General features: G+C 68.4%; 15 protein-coding genes and 3 pseudogenes. 13 read left to right on the forward strand and 5 right to left on the reverse strand.

Annotated features, from left to right (window positions below):
* Positions 1-138 precede the first annotated feature (138 nt).
* A complete protein-coding gene (locus ACIQ7M_RS18855; RefSeq protein WP_403645405.1) occupies positions 139-861 on the forward strand; it encodes a DUF2470 domain-containing protein in 723 nt (240 codons plus the stop codon).
* Positions 862-941: 80 nt separating this feature from the next.
* On the opposite strand, the gene ACIQ7M_RS18860 is transcribed toward ACIQ7M_RS18855, so the two are convergent.
* Positions 942-1,433 carry a MarR family winged helix-turn-helix transcriptional regulator gene (locus ACIQ7M_RS18860; RefSeq protein WP_403645408.1) on the reverse strand — a complete coding sequence of 164 codons (492 nt, stop codon included), beginning with the start codon at positions 1,431-1,433 and terminating at the stop codon, positions 942-944.
* A gap of 87 nt (positions 1,434-1,520) precedes the next feature.
* Between ACIQ7M_RS18860 and ACIQ7M_RS18865 the strand changes: the two genes are divergently transcribed.
* The 7 genes and pseudogenes from ACIQ7M_RS18865 (at position 1,521) to ACIQ7M_RS18895 (ending at position 6,999) form a co-directional block, all read left to right on the forward strand.
* Entirely contained in the window at positions 1,521-2,447 is a 927-nt protein-coding gene (locus ACIQ7M_RS18865) for a zinc-binding alcohol dehydrogenase family protein (protein WP_403645411.1), read from the forward strand.
* A 355-nt stretch (positions 2,448-2,802) separates the two neighbouring features.
* On the forward strand, positions 2,803-3,360 hold the full coding sequence (locus tag ACIQ7M_RS18870; protein ID WP_386984896.1) for a DUF3291 domain-containing protein: 558 nt from the start codon (positions 2,803-2,805) through the stop codon (positions 3,358-3,360).
* Between the two features lie 139 nt (positions 3,361-3,499).
* Entirely contained in the window at positions 3,500-3,910 is a 411-nt protein-coding gene (locus ACIQ7M_RS18875; protein ID WP_403645415.1) for an SUMF1/EgtB/PvdO family nonheme iron enzyme, read from the forward strand.
* Positions 3,904-4,503: pseudogene (locus ACIQ7M_RS18880) on the forward strand (formylglycine-generating enzyme family protein); the annotation flags it as partial. The gene ACIQ7M_RS18875 and the pseudogene ACIQ7M_RS18880, both read left to right, overlap by 7 nt.
* Before the next feature lie 279 nt (positions 4,504-4,782).
* Positions 4,783-5,010: pseudogene (locus tag ACIQ7M_RS18885) on the forward strand (sulfatase-like hydrolase/transferase); the annotation flags it as partial.
* A gap of 161 nt (positions 5,011-5,171) precedes the next feature.
* Positions 5,172-5,969: pseudogene (locus ACIQ7M_RS18890) on the forward strand (sulfatase-like hydrolase/transferase); the annotation flags it as partial.
* A 469-nt stretch (positions 5,970-6,438) separates the two neighbouring features.
* A complete protein-coding gene (locus ACIQ7M_RS18895; RefSeq protein ID WP_403645418.1) occupies positions 6,439-6,999 on the forward strand; it encodes a hypothetical protein in 561 nt (186 codons plus the stop codon).
* Positions 7,000-7,097: 98 nt separating this feature from the next.
* Here the strand turns inward: ACIQ7M_RS18895 and ACIQ7M_RS18900 are convergent, their stop codons facing one another.
* Positions 7,098-7,883 carry a hypothetical protein gene (locus ACIQ7M_RS18900; RefSeq protein WP_403645422.1) on the reverse strand — a complete coding sequence of 262 codons (786 nt, stop codon included), beginning with the start codon at positions 7,881-7,883 and terminating at the stop codon, positions 7,098-7,100.
* Positions 7,884-8,148: 265 nt separating this feature from the next.
* Between ACIQ7M_RS18900 and ACIQ7M_RS18905 the strand changes: the two genes are divergently transcribed.
* Positions 8,149-9,462 (forward strand): MFS transporter, encoded by a 1,314-nt coding sequence (locus tag ACIQ7M_RS18905; protein WP_403645425.1) that lies wholly within the window; start codon positions 8,149-8,151, stop codon positions 9,460-9,462.
* Positions 9,463-9,466: 4 nt separating this feature from the next.
* Positions 9,467-9,787 carry a hypothetical protein gene (locus ACIQ7M_RS18910; protein ID WP_403645428.1) on the forward strand — a complete coding sequence of 107 codons (321 nt, stop codon included), beginning with the start codon at positions 9,467-9,469 and terminating at the stop codon, positions 9,785-9,787.
* Positions 9,788-9,915: 128 nt separating this feature from the next.
* On the opposite strand, the gene ACIQ7M_RS18915 is transcribed toward ACIQ7M_RS18910, so the two are convergent.
* On the reverse strand, positions 9,916-10,818 hold the full coding sequence (locus ACIQ7M_RS18915; protein WP_403645431.1) for a LysR family transcriptional regulator: 903 nt from the start codon (positions 10,816-10,818) through the stop codon (positions 9,916-9,918).
* A 188-nt stretch (positions 10,819-11,006) separates the two neighbouring features.
* Here ACIQ7M_RS18915 and ACIQ7M_RS18920 point away from each other — a divergent pair, with 188 nt between their 5' ends.
* Both ACIQ7M_RS18920 and ACIQ7M_RS18925 read left to right on the forward strand, forming a co-directional pair.
* Positions 11,007-11,300: a DUF1330 domain-containing protein gene (locus tag ACIQ7M_RS18920; RefSeq protein WP_403645434.1), complete on the forward strand. Its 294-nt coding sequence runs from the start codon at positions 11,007-11,009 to the stop codon at positions 11,298-11,300.
* Positions 11,301-11,548: 248 nt separating this feature from the next.
* Positions 11,549-12,481, forward strand: coding sequence for a hypothetical protein (locus tag ACIQ7M_RS18925; RefSeq protein ID WP_403645437.1), 933 nt, complete (start codon positions 11,549-11,551; stop codon positions 12,479-12,481).
* Positions 12,482-12,775: 294 nt separating this feature from the next.
* On the opposite strand, the gene ACIQ7M_RS18930 is transcribed toward ACIQ7M_RS18925, so the two are convergent.
* Complete coding sequence (locus ACIQ7M_RS18930) at positions 12,776-13,453, reverse strand: hypothetical protein (RefSeq protein WP_403645440.1); 678 nt, start codon at positions 13,451-13,453, stop codon at positions 12,776-12,778.
* Positions 13,454-13,472: 19 nt separating this feature from the next.
* Here ACIQ7M_RS18930 and ACIQ7M_RS18935 point away from each other — a divergent pair, with 19 nt between their 5' ends.
* The gene (locus tag ACIQ7M_RS18935; protein WP_403645443.1) at positions 13,473-14,687 is read left to right on the forward strand and encodes a Fic family protein; all 1,215 of its coding nucleotides are present in this window, start codon (positions 13,473-13,475) and stop codon (positions 14,685-14,687) included.
* Between the two features lie 15 nt (positions 14,688-14,702).
* Here the strand turns inward: ACIQ7M_RS18935 and ACIQ7M_RS18940 are convergent, their stop codons facing one another.
* Positions 14,703-15,164: an ATP-binding protein gene (locus ACIQ7M_RS18940; protein ID WP_403645446.1), complete on the reverse strand. Its 462-nt coding sequence runs from the start codon at positions 15,162-15,164 to the stop codon at positions 14,703-14,705.
* Positions 15,165-15,224: the final 60 nt, after the last annotated feature.

A 15,224-nucleotide genomic window follows, 5' to 3' on the forward strand; every position in this document is an offset into this window, starting at 1 on the left:
TCCGAGGCCGGCGCACCCGGTGCCCATGCGGAATCGACGTGCAGTCGTGAGGGTGATGGCGATTCCCGGCGAGACAGCCGACCCTTCGACGGGTTAGGTTAGGCAAACCTAACTAGCCTATTCGTTCCGGAGGTCCGGATGCGTCGTACCCCAATCCGTAACACTGCGCCGACGGCCGTCGAGCGCGTCCGCTCGATCCTGGCCGCCGCCCATTCCATGACGGTGGTGTGCGACGGGCGGTACGAGGAGGTCCGGCGGCTCGACGGGACCGGTGCCATGGGTCATTTCCACCTGCACGCCCCGTTCGAGGGCGCCGGTGCCGGTGTCGGTGTCGGTGTCCGGACGAGCGGCCGGATCCCTGTCCGGCTCGAACTCACCGACATCGCCCCCACTCCCGTACGCGACCGTCTGCGAGCCCGTGTCACCCTGACCGGCCTGCTGGCCCGGCCGCACGACCCCGACTCCGCGGAGAGCACGTGCATGGAGTTCGGGCAGGGAATGCTCGAGGATGCCTCGGGGTGTTCGTACGTGACGCTCCACGAGCTGGAGGCGACGGAGCTCGACCCGCTGGCGACCAGTGAGGCCGGCATGCTGACCCACCTCGTCGACGAGCACGCGGAACTCGTGCCCCTGCTCCTGCGCCTGGTCCGCCCTGTCCCGGACGGCGGCGTGCTGCGCGCGCTCCCGGTCGGAGTCGACCGCTACGGCCTGACGCTGCGCCTCGAGTACGGGCGTACCCACCGTGACGTCCGACTCGCGTTCAAGACGCCCGTACGGCACGTCGACCACGTCGGACCCCAGATCCACGCGCTCCTGTCCGAGGCCCCCCGCGTCTCCCACACGGGCCGCCTGTTGACCTGAACCGTCGGGCCTGAGTGGTCATCGTCCGCAACCCACCCGCATGCCCAAGTCGCCGTGGGGGGCAGGGCCCTGCTGCATGCTCAGGGCGAGGAAATTGCCGTGGACGAGGACGGCCGAGGTCGCCGTTGCGCCAGCACGACGGCCGACGCCAGCTCGGTGAACCGTGCCCGCTCGGAGGGTGTGAGTCCCTCGGTGAGTGCCGAAATGCGCCTGCCGATCTCGGCGGTACCCCAGTCGGTGAGGTCTTTGCCGTCGTCGGTCAGGGAGACCAGGACCGCGCGGCCGTCATGCGGAGACGGCGAGCGCTTCAGCAGGCCGCGCTTCTCCGCGCGAGTGACCAGGCCCGTCATCGAGGACTTGTCGAGGCCGAGGACCGTGGCCAGTTCGAGCATGCCGGCGGTGCGACCCCGCAGTACCCCCAGCAGCCGGACCTGAATGACCGAAAGTCCGCGCTCGGCGCCCACTTCACCCAGGATCCGGTGCACCGCGAAGGACAACTGCACGAGGGCGTCCACCGTGTCGAGCGAGGCTTCGCCTGCGGCCGGGACGGGCGGTTCGGGATCGGGGGCCATGGGGGCACCTTAGCTTGCATTAGTTGGCGGCACAAACTACATTGCGAGTAGTACGTGCCACCAACTAAATCAGTGGGGAGTCACCGCATGTATGCCGCAGTAGTCCACTCCTTCGGCGCCCCGCCACGCTATGAGCAGGTCTCCGACCCCATAGCTCGCGGGAAGGACGAGGTCGTCGTCGACGTCCTGGCCGCCGGACTCCACCCCCGAGTGCGCTCCCAAGCGGACGGCTCGCACTACACCAGCACCGGCGAACTCCCCCTGGTCCCCGGGATCGACGGCGTTGTCCGGGGACCTGACGGCCGCCTTCGTTACGCGATCCTCGACGACACTTCCCTGGGGACTCTGGCCGAGCGCACGGTCATAGAGCCTGACCGCAGCATCGTGCTGCCCAAGGATGTCGACCCGGTGATCGTCGCCGCGGCGATGAATCCCGCCATGTCCTCCTGGGTGGCGCTGCGCCGCCGCGTCGACTTCAAGCGCGGGCAGAGCGTGCTCATCCTCGGCGCGACCGGCAACGCCGGGCGCATGGCGGTTCAGGTGGCCAAGAAGTTCGGCGCCGCCCATGTCATCGGCGTCGGCCGCGACACTGCCGCCCTTCAGGCCCTTCGCCCGCTCGGCGCGGACGAGGTGCTCCCGCTCGACCGGCTCGCCGAGGCCGCGAACGTCGACGTGGTCATCGACTACCTGTGGGGCGAGCCGGCCGCGACCGCCGTCGTCGACATGATCACTGCCCGAAAGGAGCGTTCCGACCCGATCACCTGGATCCAGATCGGGTCCGTGGCCGGGCCCACCTCCCCGATCCCCTCGGCCGCACTGCGGGCAGCACGTCTGCGGATCGTGGGGAGCGGCATCGGCTCGGTCCCCGGCCGGGACTGGCTGAAGGAGCTGCCCAAGCTCGTCTACGCCATCACCAAGGGTGAGTTCGACGTCCGTTCGAAGGCGGTGCCCCTCAAGGACGTCGAGCAGGCCTGGTGTACCAACGTCGGCGACCGGATCGTCCTCGTTCCTTGACGAAAGCCCGCGCTGCACGGCGAGGTGGCGCACGACGAGGAGGTGTCGTTGTTCCTTACCGTTCGTCCGTCACCGCTTGTCAGGCACGACCGAGGCCCTGTTGTGAAAGTCCTGGTCGTGTGAGTTCTGGCGGACGTGGCTTGCGTCGTTGCCAGGGGTGCCCTGCACGATCGGCCCCGGCCCCCGCGACGACCGGCGCGAGAGGCCACTTGGACAGGGAAAACGCAACTTCGACAGCGCCCGCAGAGGCGGCTACCTTCGCCTGGTCCTCGGCGATCGCCCACGGTCGCACAGGAGTTACGTCAGTGAGCCACCCGCGGGTCCACACCGGGCACCCCCGACCAGGGAGAGACGCATGCCCCATCTTGCTCTGTACACATTCGGCGTCCTGAAGTCACCTCTCGCCGATCCCGCACCTCTCACACGCGAGTTCTACGACGTTGGTGAGGCCGTCTACGGGAAGATCAGTCAGCACCCCGGATACCTCGCTCGTGCTGAACCGGCAGGCGGTGACCGGGGCATGCTCTTCGAGGCGGACTGGGGTGCGTGGGGAGAGTTCGCCGTACCGACCTGGTACGGCAAGGGCCGTACGGTGGAAACCACCGCTCTGGCCGCGACCCTCTCCCTCTGGACCGACCTGCACCCCGCCTTCGACGCCATCTACACCGGTCTGCACCGTGAGGCGCTGAACAGGCGTTACGACTGGTTCGAGAGGACAGGACACGCGAACTACGTGTGCTGGTGGGTCTCCGACGGCGTGATACCCACCTGGCAGGACGGGGTGTCCAGGCTGGAGCACGTCCACGACCACGGCTCCGCGCCGCACGCCTTCACCTTCCACCACTCGTTCGCTCCGGACGGAACACCGTCCAGGATCAAGGGCATCGGGCCGAAGAGCGACCAGGTTCGCTGACGACAAGCAAGCCTGAACGACTGGGTTCGCTGTCGAACGCCTCGATCAATGACGATGCGCAACTCTCCCCGCCTGGGCACGTCTGTTCGTCGGGCGTGCCACCCGTAGAGTCCGTGAAGGGTGGTGCAGCGTCGGTGCTGTGACGACGATTGCGCAGCGCTCGACGACGGCGCCGGTCCGGGGGACGGCCTGGATCGAGGGCGGCCTCTTCCTCATGGGCTCGGACGATTTCTATCCAGAGGAACGGCCTGTGCACCCGGTGTCCGTGGACGGCTTCTGGATGGACGAGCACCCTGTCACGGTGGCGGCGTTTCGTCGCTTCGTGAAGGCGACCGGCTACGTCACCGTGGCGGAGCGGCCCTTGGAGCCTGGCGACTATCCGGGCGCCGACGCGGCCGACTTGGTGCCGGGAGCACTCGTCTTCCAGATGCCCCGCGGCCCCGTCGACCTCAACGACTGGCGCCATGGTGGAGTTAGCGACCGGGCGCGTCCTGGCGGCATCCATCCGGCCCGGACAGCAACCTCCAGGGGCGAGAGCGGCACCCGGTGACCCAGGTGGCCCACGAGGACGCCCGCGCGTACGCCGACTGGGCGGGCAAGGATCTCCCGACGGAGGCGGAGTGGGAGTTCGCCGCCCGAGGCGGCCTCGAGTCCGCCGTCTTCCCCTGGGGCGACGACTTCGCACCGAAGGGCCGCAGAATGGCCAACACCTGGCATGGCCGGTTCCCCTGGGAGTACGAACCTGGCGGCAAGACCAATCCGGCCCCCGGAACCACACCCGTCGGCGCCTACCCGCCCAACGGCTACAACCTGTACGACATGGCAGGCAACGTCTGGGAATGGACAGCCGACCACTACACCACCCGCCACCCCGACCCCGCTCCGAGCACCTGCTGCGCCCCGCGCAACCCCCGCGTCGACAGCCCGCCCACGAACGACACCGACACGCCACCGTCCGAGGAGCCCTTCCCTCGGCGAGTGATCAAAGGCAGCTCGCATCTGTGCGCGCCGAACTACTGCCTGCTACCGGCCCGCCGCCCGGCAGGGGCAGAGCGAGGACACCGCCACCTGTCACCTCGGCTTTCGCTGCGTGATCCGCTGACCGGCACCCGACCGACGTGTCGCGGCAGCGGCCCACGTTGAGCCACACGTGGTCGCGGCGTTTCACCTGGTCGGCCCAGGCTCCCCGCGTGCCGCTCCGAGTCTCCGCGCGCGCCGGTCGACCATGACCGCAGGCAGCCCGCGCCGCCCGGCGGGGCGCCGTCCTGGAAGGCGGGACCCGTGGCTTCGACATTCCGTGGCGTGGTGAACCTCGATGTCCGTGATTCCGTGCCGGACTGGTCCGCCTACGAGCAGCCCAAGGCACCCGACGGAGCACCGAACGTGGTGTACGTCGTCCTGGACGACGTCGGGTTCGGTGCCATGAGCTGCTACGGCGGTCCGATCGAGACACCGAACATCGACCGGCTGGCGGACACCGGGCTGCGTTACTCGCAGTGGCACACCACCGCCCTTTGCTCTCCGACCCGCTCGGCGCTCCTGACCGGCCGTAACCACACCACCAACGGCATGGCGTGCATCAGCGAGGCCGCGATCGGCTTCCCGAACGCCAACAGCCACATCCCACCCGAGTGCGCGACCCTGGCCGAAGTCCTGGTCGAGCGCGGCTACAGCACGGCCATCACCGGCAAGTGGCACCTGTGCCCCGAGGATGAGATGAACCTCGCCTCGACCCGCGCAGTTGGCCGCTCGGCCGTGGCTTCGAACGCTTCTACGGCTTCCTCGGCGCCGAGACCAGCCAGTGGTACCCGGACCTTGTCCACGACAACCACCCGGTCGAGCAGTCCGCCACCCCCGAGGAGGGCTACCACTTCGGCGTCGACATCACCGACAAGGCCATCCAGTACTTCGACGATGTCAAGGCCATCGCTCCCGAGCGACCGGTCTTCCTCTACTACGCCCCGGGCTGCGCGCACGCGCCGCATCAGGCCCCGAAGGAATGGATCGACCGCTACCGAGGCCGCTTCGACGCCGGGTACGAGGCGATGCGCGAGGAGATCCTGGCCCGCCAGAAGCAACTCGGTCTCGTACCCGAGAACACCCAACTGCCGCCGCTCAACCCGATCGGCACCCCGGACACGAGGACCGGCCCGGGCGGAGAACCCTTCCCGCCCCTGGACTTCACCCGACCCTGGGCGGAGCTGAGCGAGGACGAGCGCCGCCTGTTCGCGCGGATGGCGGAGGCGTACGCCGGATTCCTCTCCCACTGCGACGACCAGATCGGCCGACTGGTGGCCTACTTGGAGGACATCGGGCAGCTCGACAACACGATCTTCGTCGTAGTGTCCGACAACGGCGCTTCCGGCGAGGGCGGCCCGAACGGCTCGGTCAACGAGAACAAGTTCTTCAACAACGTCGCCGACGACATCGACGAGAACATGGCCATGATCGACAAGATCGGCGGCACCGAGACCTACGGCCACTACCCCAACGGCTGGGCCATGGCCTTCAACACCCCGTTCAAGATGTGGAAGCGCTACTCGTTCAACGGCGGCACCTGCGACCCGTGCATCATCTCGTGGCCCGCGGGGATCGCCTCCCGGGGAGAAGTCCGCACCCAGTATCACCACGCCGTCGACATCACCCCGACGGTCCTGGACTGCATCGGCCTGGACCTGCCCGAGGCGGTCCGCGGCCACGTACAGGTTCCGCTGCAGGGCGTCAGCATGCGCTACTCCTTCGACGCCCCGGCCGAACCCTCCGCGAGGACCACACAGTTCTACTCGATGCTCGGCACGCGCGGCATCTGGCACCAGGGCTGGAAGGCCGTCACCACCCACCCCGCGATCAGCGGCTGGGGCAACTACGGCCAGGACACCTGGGAGCTGTACCACACCGACGAGGACCGCTCCGAACTCAACGACCTCGCACAGCGGGAAGCCGGGCGTCTCACCGACCTCATCGGCCTGTGGTTCTACGAAGCCGGCGTCAACCAGGCCCTACCACTGGACGACCGCTCCGCCCTGGAGATCCTCTCCACCCCCCCGTCCTCAGCTCACCCCGCCCCGCGAACGCTATGTGTACCGGCCCGGCGCCTCCGAGGTCCCCGAATCCGTCGCCGTCAACATCCGCGACCGCTCCTACACCATCGGCGCGCTCGTGGACATCCCCGGCCCCGGCGCCTCCGGCGTGCTCTTCGCACACGGCGGCCGCTTCGGCGGACACACCCTGTTCGTCCGCGACAACCGCCTGCACTACGTCTACAACTACCTCGGCACCGACCACCAACTCGTCACCGCCACCGAAGACATCCCGGCCGGACACAACGTCATCCTCGCCGCGACCTTCGACAAGGACGGCGAGGAAGCACCCGGGGTCGCCACCGGAATCCTCAGTCTCTACCACGGCGACCACAAGGTCGGCGAAGGCCGCGTCAAGACCCAGCCCGGCCGCTTCACCCTCGCCGGCGAAGGACTCACCGTAGGCCGGGACAGCGGCGAAGCCGTCACCGACCACTACCCCGGCCATGCCCCCTGGTCCTTCAGCGGCGCCACCCTGCACCGCGTCGCCGTCGACGTCAGCGGCGCCCCCTACATCGACCTGGAAACCGAAGCCCAGGCCATGCTCGCCCGCGAATAGCCGTCGCGGGAAGCGCGGATCCCCGCCCCGAGCTCGAGGAGGGGATCCGCAGGGCGGCCACCAACGGGATGGCCTGGGTGCTGCGCTTCGGCCCATGGCTACTTCAGCTTTACGGCGTCCCCGGTGGACACGATCCGAGCGGTCGTTGTCGTGCCCGGGAAGTACCAGCGCCAAGAGCCTGCCGAGGTGGCGGTGACCTTGGTGCTGAGGTGGCCGGCCTCGCCGGTCTTCACTGTCTTGACCGTGCTGTAGTGAGCGGCGCCGGCCTTCCGGTACTGGAGCTTCACGTCCTGCCCCGTGAAACCGTGGTACTTCAGGTCCTCCCAGTTGGCCCGGGACAACTTGCCGGTGATGGTGAGCTCGGCTCCCTTCGCCACGGGTTCAGGTGCCGCGTCCGTGGTGAGCTGGGAAGCGCGCTTCATCTTGAACTCGGCGATGTGGTCGGCGATCCAATAGTCACCGTCGTTGGCCTTGACGGTCGCGCCGACCTCCCAGACGCCCGCGGTGTGGTTCACATCCTCGGGCAGGCTGTCCGGGAGCCATCCCGGGTCGATCACCATGGTGGCCGTACATACCGACGTCGTGGAACTCTTCTTCTCGCACCGGGTGTCCACCCGGTCGCTGAATCCCCAGCCATTTGCCTTGTTGATCACATAGACGTCCGACAGGCCCTTCACTCCGGAGTTGTCCCGGATGGTGATGGCGATCGGATAGGTGACACGCTTCGTGGTGCCGATGATGACGTTGTTGCCGCCGTTCACGACCGCGGCGGTGACGCGGATGTCACCCCGGCCCTCCGCGTGCGCCCCCGTCGCGGCCAACAGCGTCAACGCCGACGCGCCGGTCGCCAGGATCCAGGCCGCTCTGGCCGTTCTACCTCGCATGATCCCTCCCCTGAGTCGAGGAGGAGAGACTACACATCTGGTCCGACAGCCTTCGCACAAGGTTTCGTCCCCAAATCGAGCCCTGCGGGGCCCGATCGCCGTCCGCTCGATCCCTCAGGCCGGGCGGTGAACGCACAGGGCCGGCATCGCTGTGGGCACGCGGTTCGAAGGTCGAGGTCTGAGGTGCGCCTGATGACGGCTTGATCATGGGGTGGCCCGTGGGCCGAGTGGCTACGCTGGCCGCTTTCACGGTTCGGAGGGTCGGTTGGTACGGCAAGGTGCGCTCGGGCAGGACTTCCGGAGGCTGTGGGTCGCCTACGCGGTCAGCGCGGCGGGTAGCGCCGTCGGCATGGGCGCGTTGCCGCTGATCGCCCTCCTGGTTCTGGATTCCTCGGCCTTTCAGGTCTCTGGACTCGCCGCGTTGTCCGCGGTGGCCAGTGGGGTGATCGCTCTGCCGCTCGGTGTGCGTATCGAGCACCAGTACAAGCGGCCGGTCATGATCACCGCCGACCTGGTCCGCTGCGCGGTTCTGGCAAGCATCCCCGTCGCCATGGCTTTCGACGGACTCACCTTCACTCAACTCTGTGTGGTCGGCGTTCTCCAGACAGCGGCGTCCGTCGCGTTCGACGCGGCGAGTGGGGCGCACCTGAAGGCACTTGTCGCGTCCGAGCATCGCCTTCGGGCCAACAGCCTGTTCGAGACGACCAACTGGATCACCGTCAGCGCCGGCCCGCCCGTCGGCGGTCTGCTGATCGGGGTGTTGGGCGCGGCCGCGACAGTAGTGGTCGACGCGCTGTCCTTCCTCGGGTCGGCCCTGGGAATCCGTCGCATCCGGGAGCCCGAACCCGCGCCGCCGGAACACTCCGCCACCCCTCACCTGGGCCGGGACATCACTGCAGGGTGGCGGTACGTCCTGCGGCACCCGGGACTGCGGCCGCTGTTCCTCAACGCGCTGCTTTTCGGCGGATCCATCATGATGACGTCGCCGCTGATGGCCGTCCTCATGCTGGATGATCTCGGCCTGGCACCGTGGCAGTACGGACTCGCCCTGGGACTGCCGTGCCTGGGCGGAGTGCTGGGCTCGCGCCTGACCCCGCTGCTCACCCGACGATTCGGCGGGCGTCGCATTCTGCTGCTGTCCGGTCTCGGACGCACGCTCTGGACGATCCTTCTGCCCCTGGCACCCTCCGGTGCCCTCGGCGTGTTCGTCATCGTGGCCGCCGACTTCGGCCTGCTCTTCTCGGCCGGTGTCTTCGGGCCGTCGTTCACCACGTACCGCATGGCTGCCACCCCGGACGCGTTCATGTCCCGCGTCGGCACCTCGTGGTCCGTCGGCTCCAAGACATGCCAGGCCATCTTCATGATCGCTGGCGGCCTGATCGCCGCCGCGACAGGGGTGCGCAGCGCTCTGCTCATCGCCGGCCTGCTCTGCATGGCAAGCGCCCTGCTCCTGCCGTGGCGAAAGACCCGCATCGCCACCGGGCTTGTCCCGGCGCCTACGACGGAAGCGACTCCGTCCCCGACTACGGACAGTTCCTCCGCCCATGCTCATCACCATGGATCCGACGATGTTGGATAGGGGCATGGTGAGACGCGAGAAGGAGAAGAAGCGGCCCGCCCGGGGCGTTCCGAAGGGGATCGTTCTGTTGGCGACACCGGAGGGCTGGCGCACCAGCGTCCTCACCAAGAACGGAATGCTCTGCGGGCGGCTGGACGTGCCGATCAACACCGACCCGCAAGACGCGCGGGCCGCGGCGGCGGTGATGGTGACGGAACTCGCGCGCGACTTCCATGACACCGACGTGGAGGTGAGCTGGGACCCGCCCCGGGAGCCTTGGTCATGGACCGCCCGAGTCACCCCGGCCGCCGATGACGAACCATCTTCGCCGGGCACCGAAGGCTGAACCGCCGGCGCAGCGAGGTCGTGTCGGACATGCAGCAAGACCGCCGTCGTCATCACCGCCAAGTCCGCCGGGCGCAAGGTCTTCGGCCTCGCCACCGCAGGCGTCCGTCTCGCTCGATCTCTTGCGTGTCAGTCCGGCAGCCAATGCAGCTCGTGCGCCAGGGTTTTGGCGACGGCACGGACGCGGCGGTGCAGCGGCGACTGCTCGCGGGGGAGGACCAGGTGGATCGTCAGGCCGGGCGCGCCTCGCAGCGGTCGCCAGGTGAGACCGGCAGGTTGTGCCGTGGCCGCGGCTTCTCCGGCCGGGGCGAGGGTGACCCCGTCGCGCAGGTCGCGCTGAGACATGTCGAAAGAGACTGCGGGCGTGTGGAATCGGGGGTGGGGTCGGATGTCTCGGAACAGTGCGGACAGCTGATCGTGGATCACGGGGTTGGCCGCACGGTCCGGGAGTCGCAGCGGATACGCGGCCGCGTCGGCGATCTCGATCTCCGGGTGTTCGGCCAGCGGATGGTGCTGCGCCAGCTGGACCCCGACGCGCTGGCGCCGCAGCAGGAACCGGCGCACGTCACGGCCCGGCTGTTCACCGCGGGTGATCCCGGCATCGATGCGGCCGTCGGCGACCGCGGGGGAGATCTCCGGTGTCGCCATCGGGACCGCGCCGACCTCGAGTCCGCCGTTGTCGCGAATCAGCCTGTCCACCAAGGCCGGTGCCGTCTCGGCCCCGGTGCTGAGGCTGTATCCGATGCGCAGCGTGCCCAGTTCACCGGCCGCCGCGCTCCGGGCGGTGTCCCAGGCCCGGTCCAGCCCCGCCAGCGCGGGCGGCGCGGACTCCGCCAAAGCCGCACCGGCCGTGGTCAATGCGACGCTACGCGTGTCGCGGACCAGCAGGGCCGTACCGAGTTCCGCCTCCAATTGACGCATCCGGGCGCTGAGTGCGGGCTGTGCGATACCGATCCGTGCGGCCGCGCGGGTGAAGTTCAACTCCTGCGCCAGCACCAGGAAGTACCGCAGGCTCACCGTATCCGGCGCCACGTGCCCTCCCCGTCGATTGATAACGATCCGTTGTGAGTCTATTCCGAACCGGTCTTTCCCCCGACCGCACATCAAGCCCTAGCCTGCGCATATGGCGATCCAATCGGCCGCGGTACCCGTCGCCGGGATCGATCGATCCGCGTGTCAATTCGAAGTCGGACGTGTCCGGCCCAACACAGGAGGTGTCCATGGCCAAGGGCTACTGGGTCAGTGTCTACCCCGCCATTTCCGACCCTGAGGGGCTGACCGCCTACGACAAGCTGGCCCGTCCGGCTGTCCAGGCTGGGGGCGGGCGCCTCCTGTCCCGTGGCGGTCGAGTCGTCTCCCACGAGGCCGGAATCAGGCAACGCGTCGTTCTGATCGAGTTCGACAGCTTTGAACAGGCCGTCGCGGCATACGAGAGCGAGGCGTACCAGAAGGCGCTGGTGGCCCTCCCTGACGGCGTCGAGCGCGACTTCCGCATCATCGAAGGCATTGACTGACCGGCTGGCCCAGCCATCGCTGAGCATCGGTCACCTGATACGCACACGGTGCTGAACGACGACTCACGAGATGAGTTCGAAGCATGCCCGCGTCTCAGTTGGTCGTCGACGTCCTCGACGGCGAGTACGGAGCGAGGGGCTTCGTCGAGTGCCGCTCGGAATCGCCGGCTCGTGGAGGGGGGCGAGTCATGTCGGACGGGCACGGGTGCCACCAGTGGCTCCGCACGGCAGCCGTCTACGCTCGCGGCATGCGGCGTAGCGATGTCACGAGCGGCGACGGTACATGGGTGGGGCTGTCTCTGGACGTAGGGGACCGCTACCAGCCGGGGTTGTGTGTGTTCACCGCCGGCGCGCAGCTGTTGGTCTCCCAGTTGTTGCGGCCTGTGCTGCTCGCCGTCGCCGAGGAGCAGCACGGGGGCGTGGACTTCTGGCGCACCGACGGGTACCGCTCCTTCGTCCCGCCCCTGCGTGCCGACATGGCTCGCGCCTTGGCGGGCAGCCCGGAACGTTGGGCTCACCGCTTCGCGCAGTACCTCGTCGAGTCGCCGGGCAGCCCGTTGCATGAGGGCCGGTGGCTGCTCTCGTGCGAGAGTCCGCTTCGGCGCTGGCGTCACGCCGACACTTCGCATGCCGAGTACTGGAGTTCGATGCTCGTCGAGGGCCATCCTGACGGCTACGTCGACTGGTTCCTCCATTCTCATTCGTGGGAGGTCCTGCCGCTGCGGCCGATGCCCGATGCTGACGACAGCCGGGTCAAGGCGTACCGCAAGCAAGCCCGTGAAGGGAGGCTCCCGCCCGTCCTGTTGTGGTGGGTCAGCGGCCTGGACTGTCATGTGATCCTGGACGGTCACGCGCGATACGCCGCGGCTGTCGCCGAATCCCTCGAGCCGCCTCTGCTGCAGTTGCACCGCACGGTTCAGCGCGATGACCTGGCAGCGCGTACCGAGGAAGCCGTGGGCTTCTATGAGGGCGAACTGGCACGCTTCGCCGAACTCCGAGCCGTCCATGGCCTCGCCGTCCCCGACGGCGCCGCCAGTGCTGGCCCACAGCTCGTCCGGATCCTTGACGACCTGAACACCGCGCAACAGCCGACCTGGGCCTGGCCCATGCCCGGCGGCGAGAACGAGTGGCGCCACATCGCCCTCGAGGTGACAGGCAGCCAGAGCTGGCCCCGCACCTAACCTCTGCCGAATATCTTTCGCCACCATGACATGCGGGCACAGGCAGGTTCGGGTACCGCGATGAGGTTCACCTTCCCGGAGCCCGATGCGCCGGCAAAGGCCCCCGTGGACACATCAACGCCGTGAAGGACTCGGATGCGGGGCGGGCGCTCAACGGCTGTCCACACCTGCAGTCGCGCCCATCCAAAGCCGGCCCGCCGCCCACCAGCACGCCTTCCTGGTGAAGGCGACCGACGCCTACGGAGCCCTCGTACGGGCTCGATTGGCCGGTGGCATCGTCGTCATCCTTATGTGTCAGGCAGCTCGTGCCAGGGCGGCAGCCGTCCGACGTCTGCCGAAACGGAAGAACATGGTGAGGAGCAGCCGACAGCGGGAGGTGGGATTCCAGGAAGGGGAATCGTGTCCTTGTCCAGCGTCGGACCGCTCCGGGCTGGTGCTGTCTCCCGGAGGCGCAACGCCCAGCAGCAGTCGCGCCATTGCTTTTGGAGACGCCGGTACCAGGAGGTGCCGGGTGTGCTCCCAGGCATCGGGCGCCTGGGCCGACTTCAGCCAGCCGTACGTCCCATCGCCCGGGGCCGGAATCCGGCAGTACACCACGGCGGCGACACTCATCGCCGTGGTATCGCCGAGCAGTCCCAGCACCGTCATCCTGTCGAGGTCGGCCTGCACGCCGAACTCCTCGGCCATCCCCCTGGCCGCGGTCCGTTCGAGGGCGTGGGAGCCGGCGTCGAGATCGCCTGGCTCCATTCCCTCCTCGAAGGAGCAACTCCAGCTGAGGGGGTGGTAGTTCACCTGAGGACCGCGTTGGTCCAGCAGGATCATGCCGTCCGCGGTCTCGATGACTCCATGAACCGCGGCGATGTTGGGCACCGGTGCCGGGCTGCCGCTCAGGAGTCTCTTCGACAGTGGATCGGCGCCGCACGTGGTGCGGTCGCTCGGGCCTGCTGGAAGGGTGCCCAGCCGTCCTGACATCCCCGTCAGTGACCCGGCGATGACTGCCTGGAGCTCGGACGAGGGACGGCCCTGGGCCGACGCCATGTCACACGCCCTCGCCGAGCACTACGGTCGCTGGACCGTGGGCTGGCGCTGGGCGCACGACGAAGGCGACTTCGACGGAGGACCCGTCGGGAACTGGTGCTGTCCGAGGGACTCGATCACCACACCCGAGGAGACAATCGCCCGTGTCGTCGCGGCGCTGTGCGAATGGCGCGAGTGGCTGGAGAGTCTCGCCGGGTGGTTCGACGCGTACCCGTTGAACCTGGCCGAGGTCGAGGACCAGCGGATCTTGTGGGAGCGTGCCGTCCGTAACCTGATCCTGCAGGTGACCGACCGGACCGGCTGCGGCAGCGGCTGGCACGGGCACTGCCGTCAAGTTCTCACCTGGTTCCTCAGCCGGTGGGGCGTCGCTCCCGACCCCGCACAGGATCTGGTCGACGAGGCGATCGGCGGGCGGTTCGCGAGCTGGACAGGCCCTGACCCGGCACTGGTCGAGGATGTCGCCGAGCGCCTCGCGCTGTCGGTGCGGCCCGACGACGAGGTGCCATCGGCAGGGCCGACGCTGGACCACCTCGAACGCTGGCTCACGGTGCGCGAGAGCGTTTCCTGGCAGGAGGTTCCGGGAGACGGCCGGGACGAACCGGTGGTCCCCTCGCGCGATGGCGCGGCGGAAGACATACGCGCCTTCGACAGCGTCTTGGATCCCGCCCGCGGACAAGGCCTGCTGACGGCCCTGGAACTGTTGCGGGCCGACGCGGCACGCGACTCCTGCCTCGACTTCGAACTGCTCCAACGTTGGCAACGGCATGTCCTGGGCACACAGCACCTGCCGGCGTTCCGCGATCTGCCGGCCTTCGCCAAGCGCGGTCGGGAACGGTACGGCATCGGCCCGGACACCCGAGCCCGCCTCGACGCGTGCCTGGCCGAGAGCACGCGCACCGTCCAGCGGCCTCTTCCCCTCATCGCCCGGGCCGCACGCGCCTATCTCGACGTCTGCTTCTTCCATCCCTTCGACGACGGCAACGCCCGGTCCGCCTTCCTGACCCTCCTCTTCGTCCTCGCCCGCGAGGGCGTCGCACTCGACGGGGTCAGCCTGCTGCGTCGCGTCACTTTCCAGGCCCACGAGCCGCAGGACGCGCTCAGCCTCACGCGGTACATCGACATCCACCTCGCGGAAACCCGACGCAACACCGTCCCCTTCAGCACGTAGGTCGTTTCCCTCGGATCAACTGAGCTGTGCCGCCGGGCAGAGAGCGACGTGTGCGGTGACGCGTTTGCCGACCGGTGTTGGTTCCACGGTGAGGGACTGGGCGAGGGCGGCGACGATTTCCAGTCCGTGCTGGCCGATGCGTTTGGGGTCCGGGGACTTGGCGACCGGCAGGACGGGGCTGCTGTCCCACAGTCCGACCTGCAGCGTGGTGCCGACGATCCGCAGGTGCAGGAGAGCCGGACCGGGGGCGTATTTGCGAGCGTTGGTGACCAGTTCGCTGACGATCAGCTGGACGATCTCCACCGTGGCGGTGACGACCGGTATGCCGTGGGCGTGTCCGGCCTTGTCCAGGAACGCCACTGCGAGGTCGCGGGCGTGTGCGATGCGGGAACCGTCGCTGTCCAGAGCGACCGCGACTTCCGCCAGTGCTGGAACGCCTGGCTGCCCGCCGCTGATGCTTTCAGGTGATCGATCCATGCCTGCCCGCTTCCATGTCCCCGCCAGGTACCCCGCCCAGCACCGCGTACGCAGCTTCTG

The sequence above is a fragment of the Streptomyces sp. NPDC096324 genome (genome assembly GCF_044763015.1).
GTDB lineage: Bacteria > Actinomycetota > Actinomycetes > Streptomycetales > Streptomycetaceae > Streptomyces.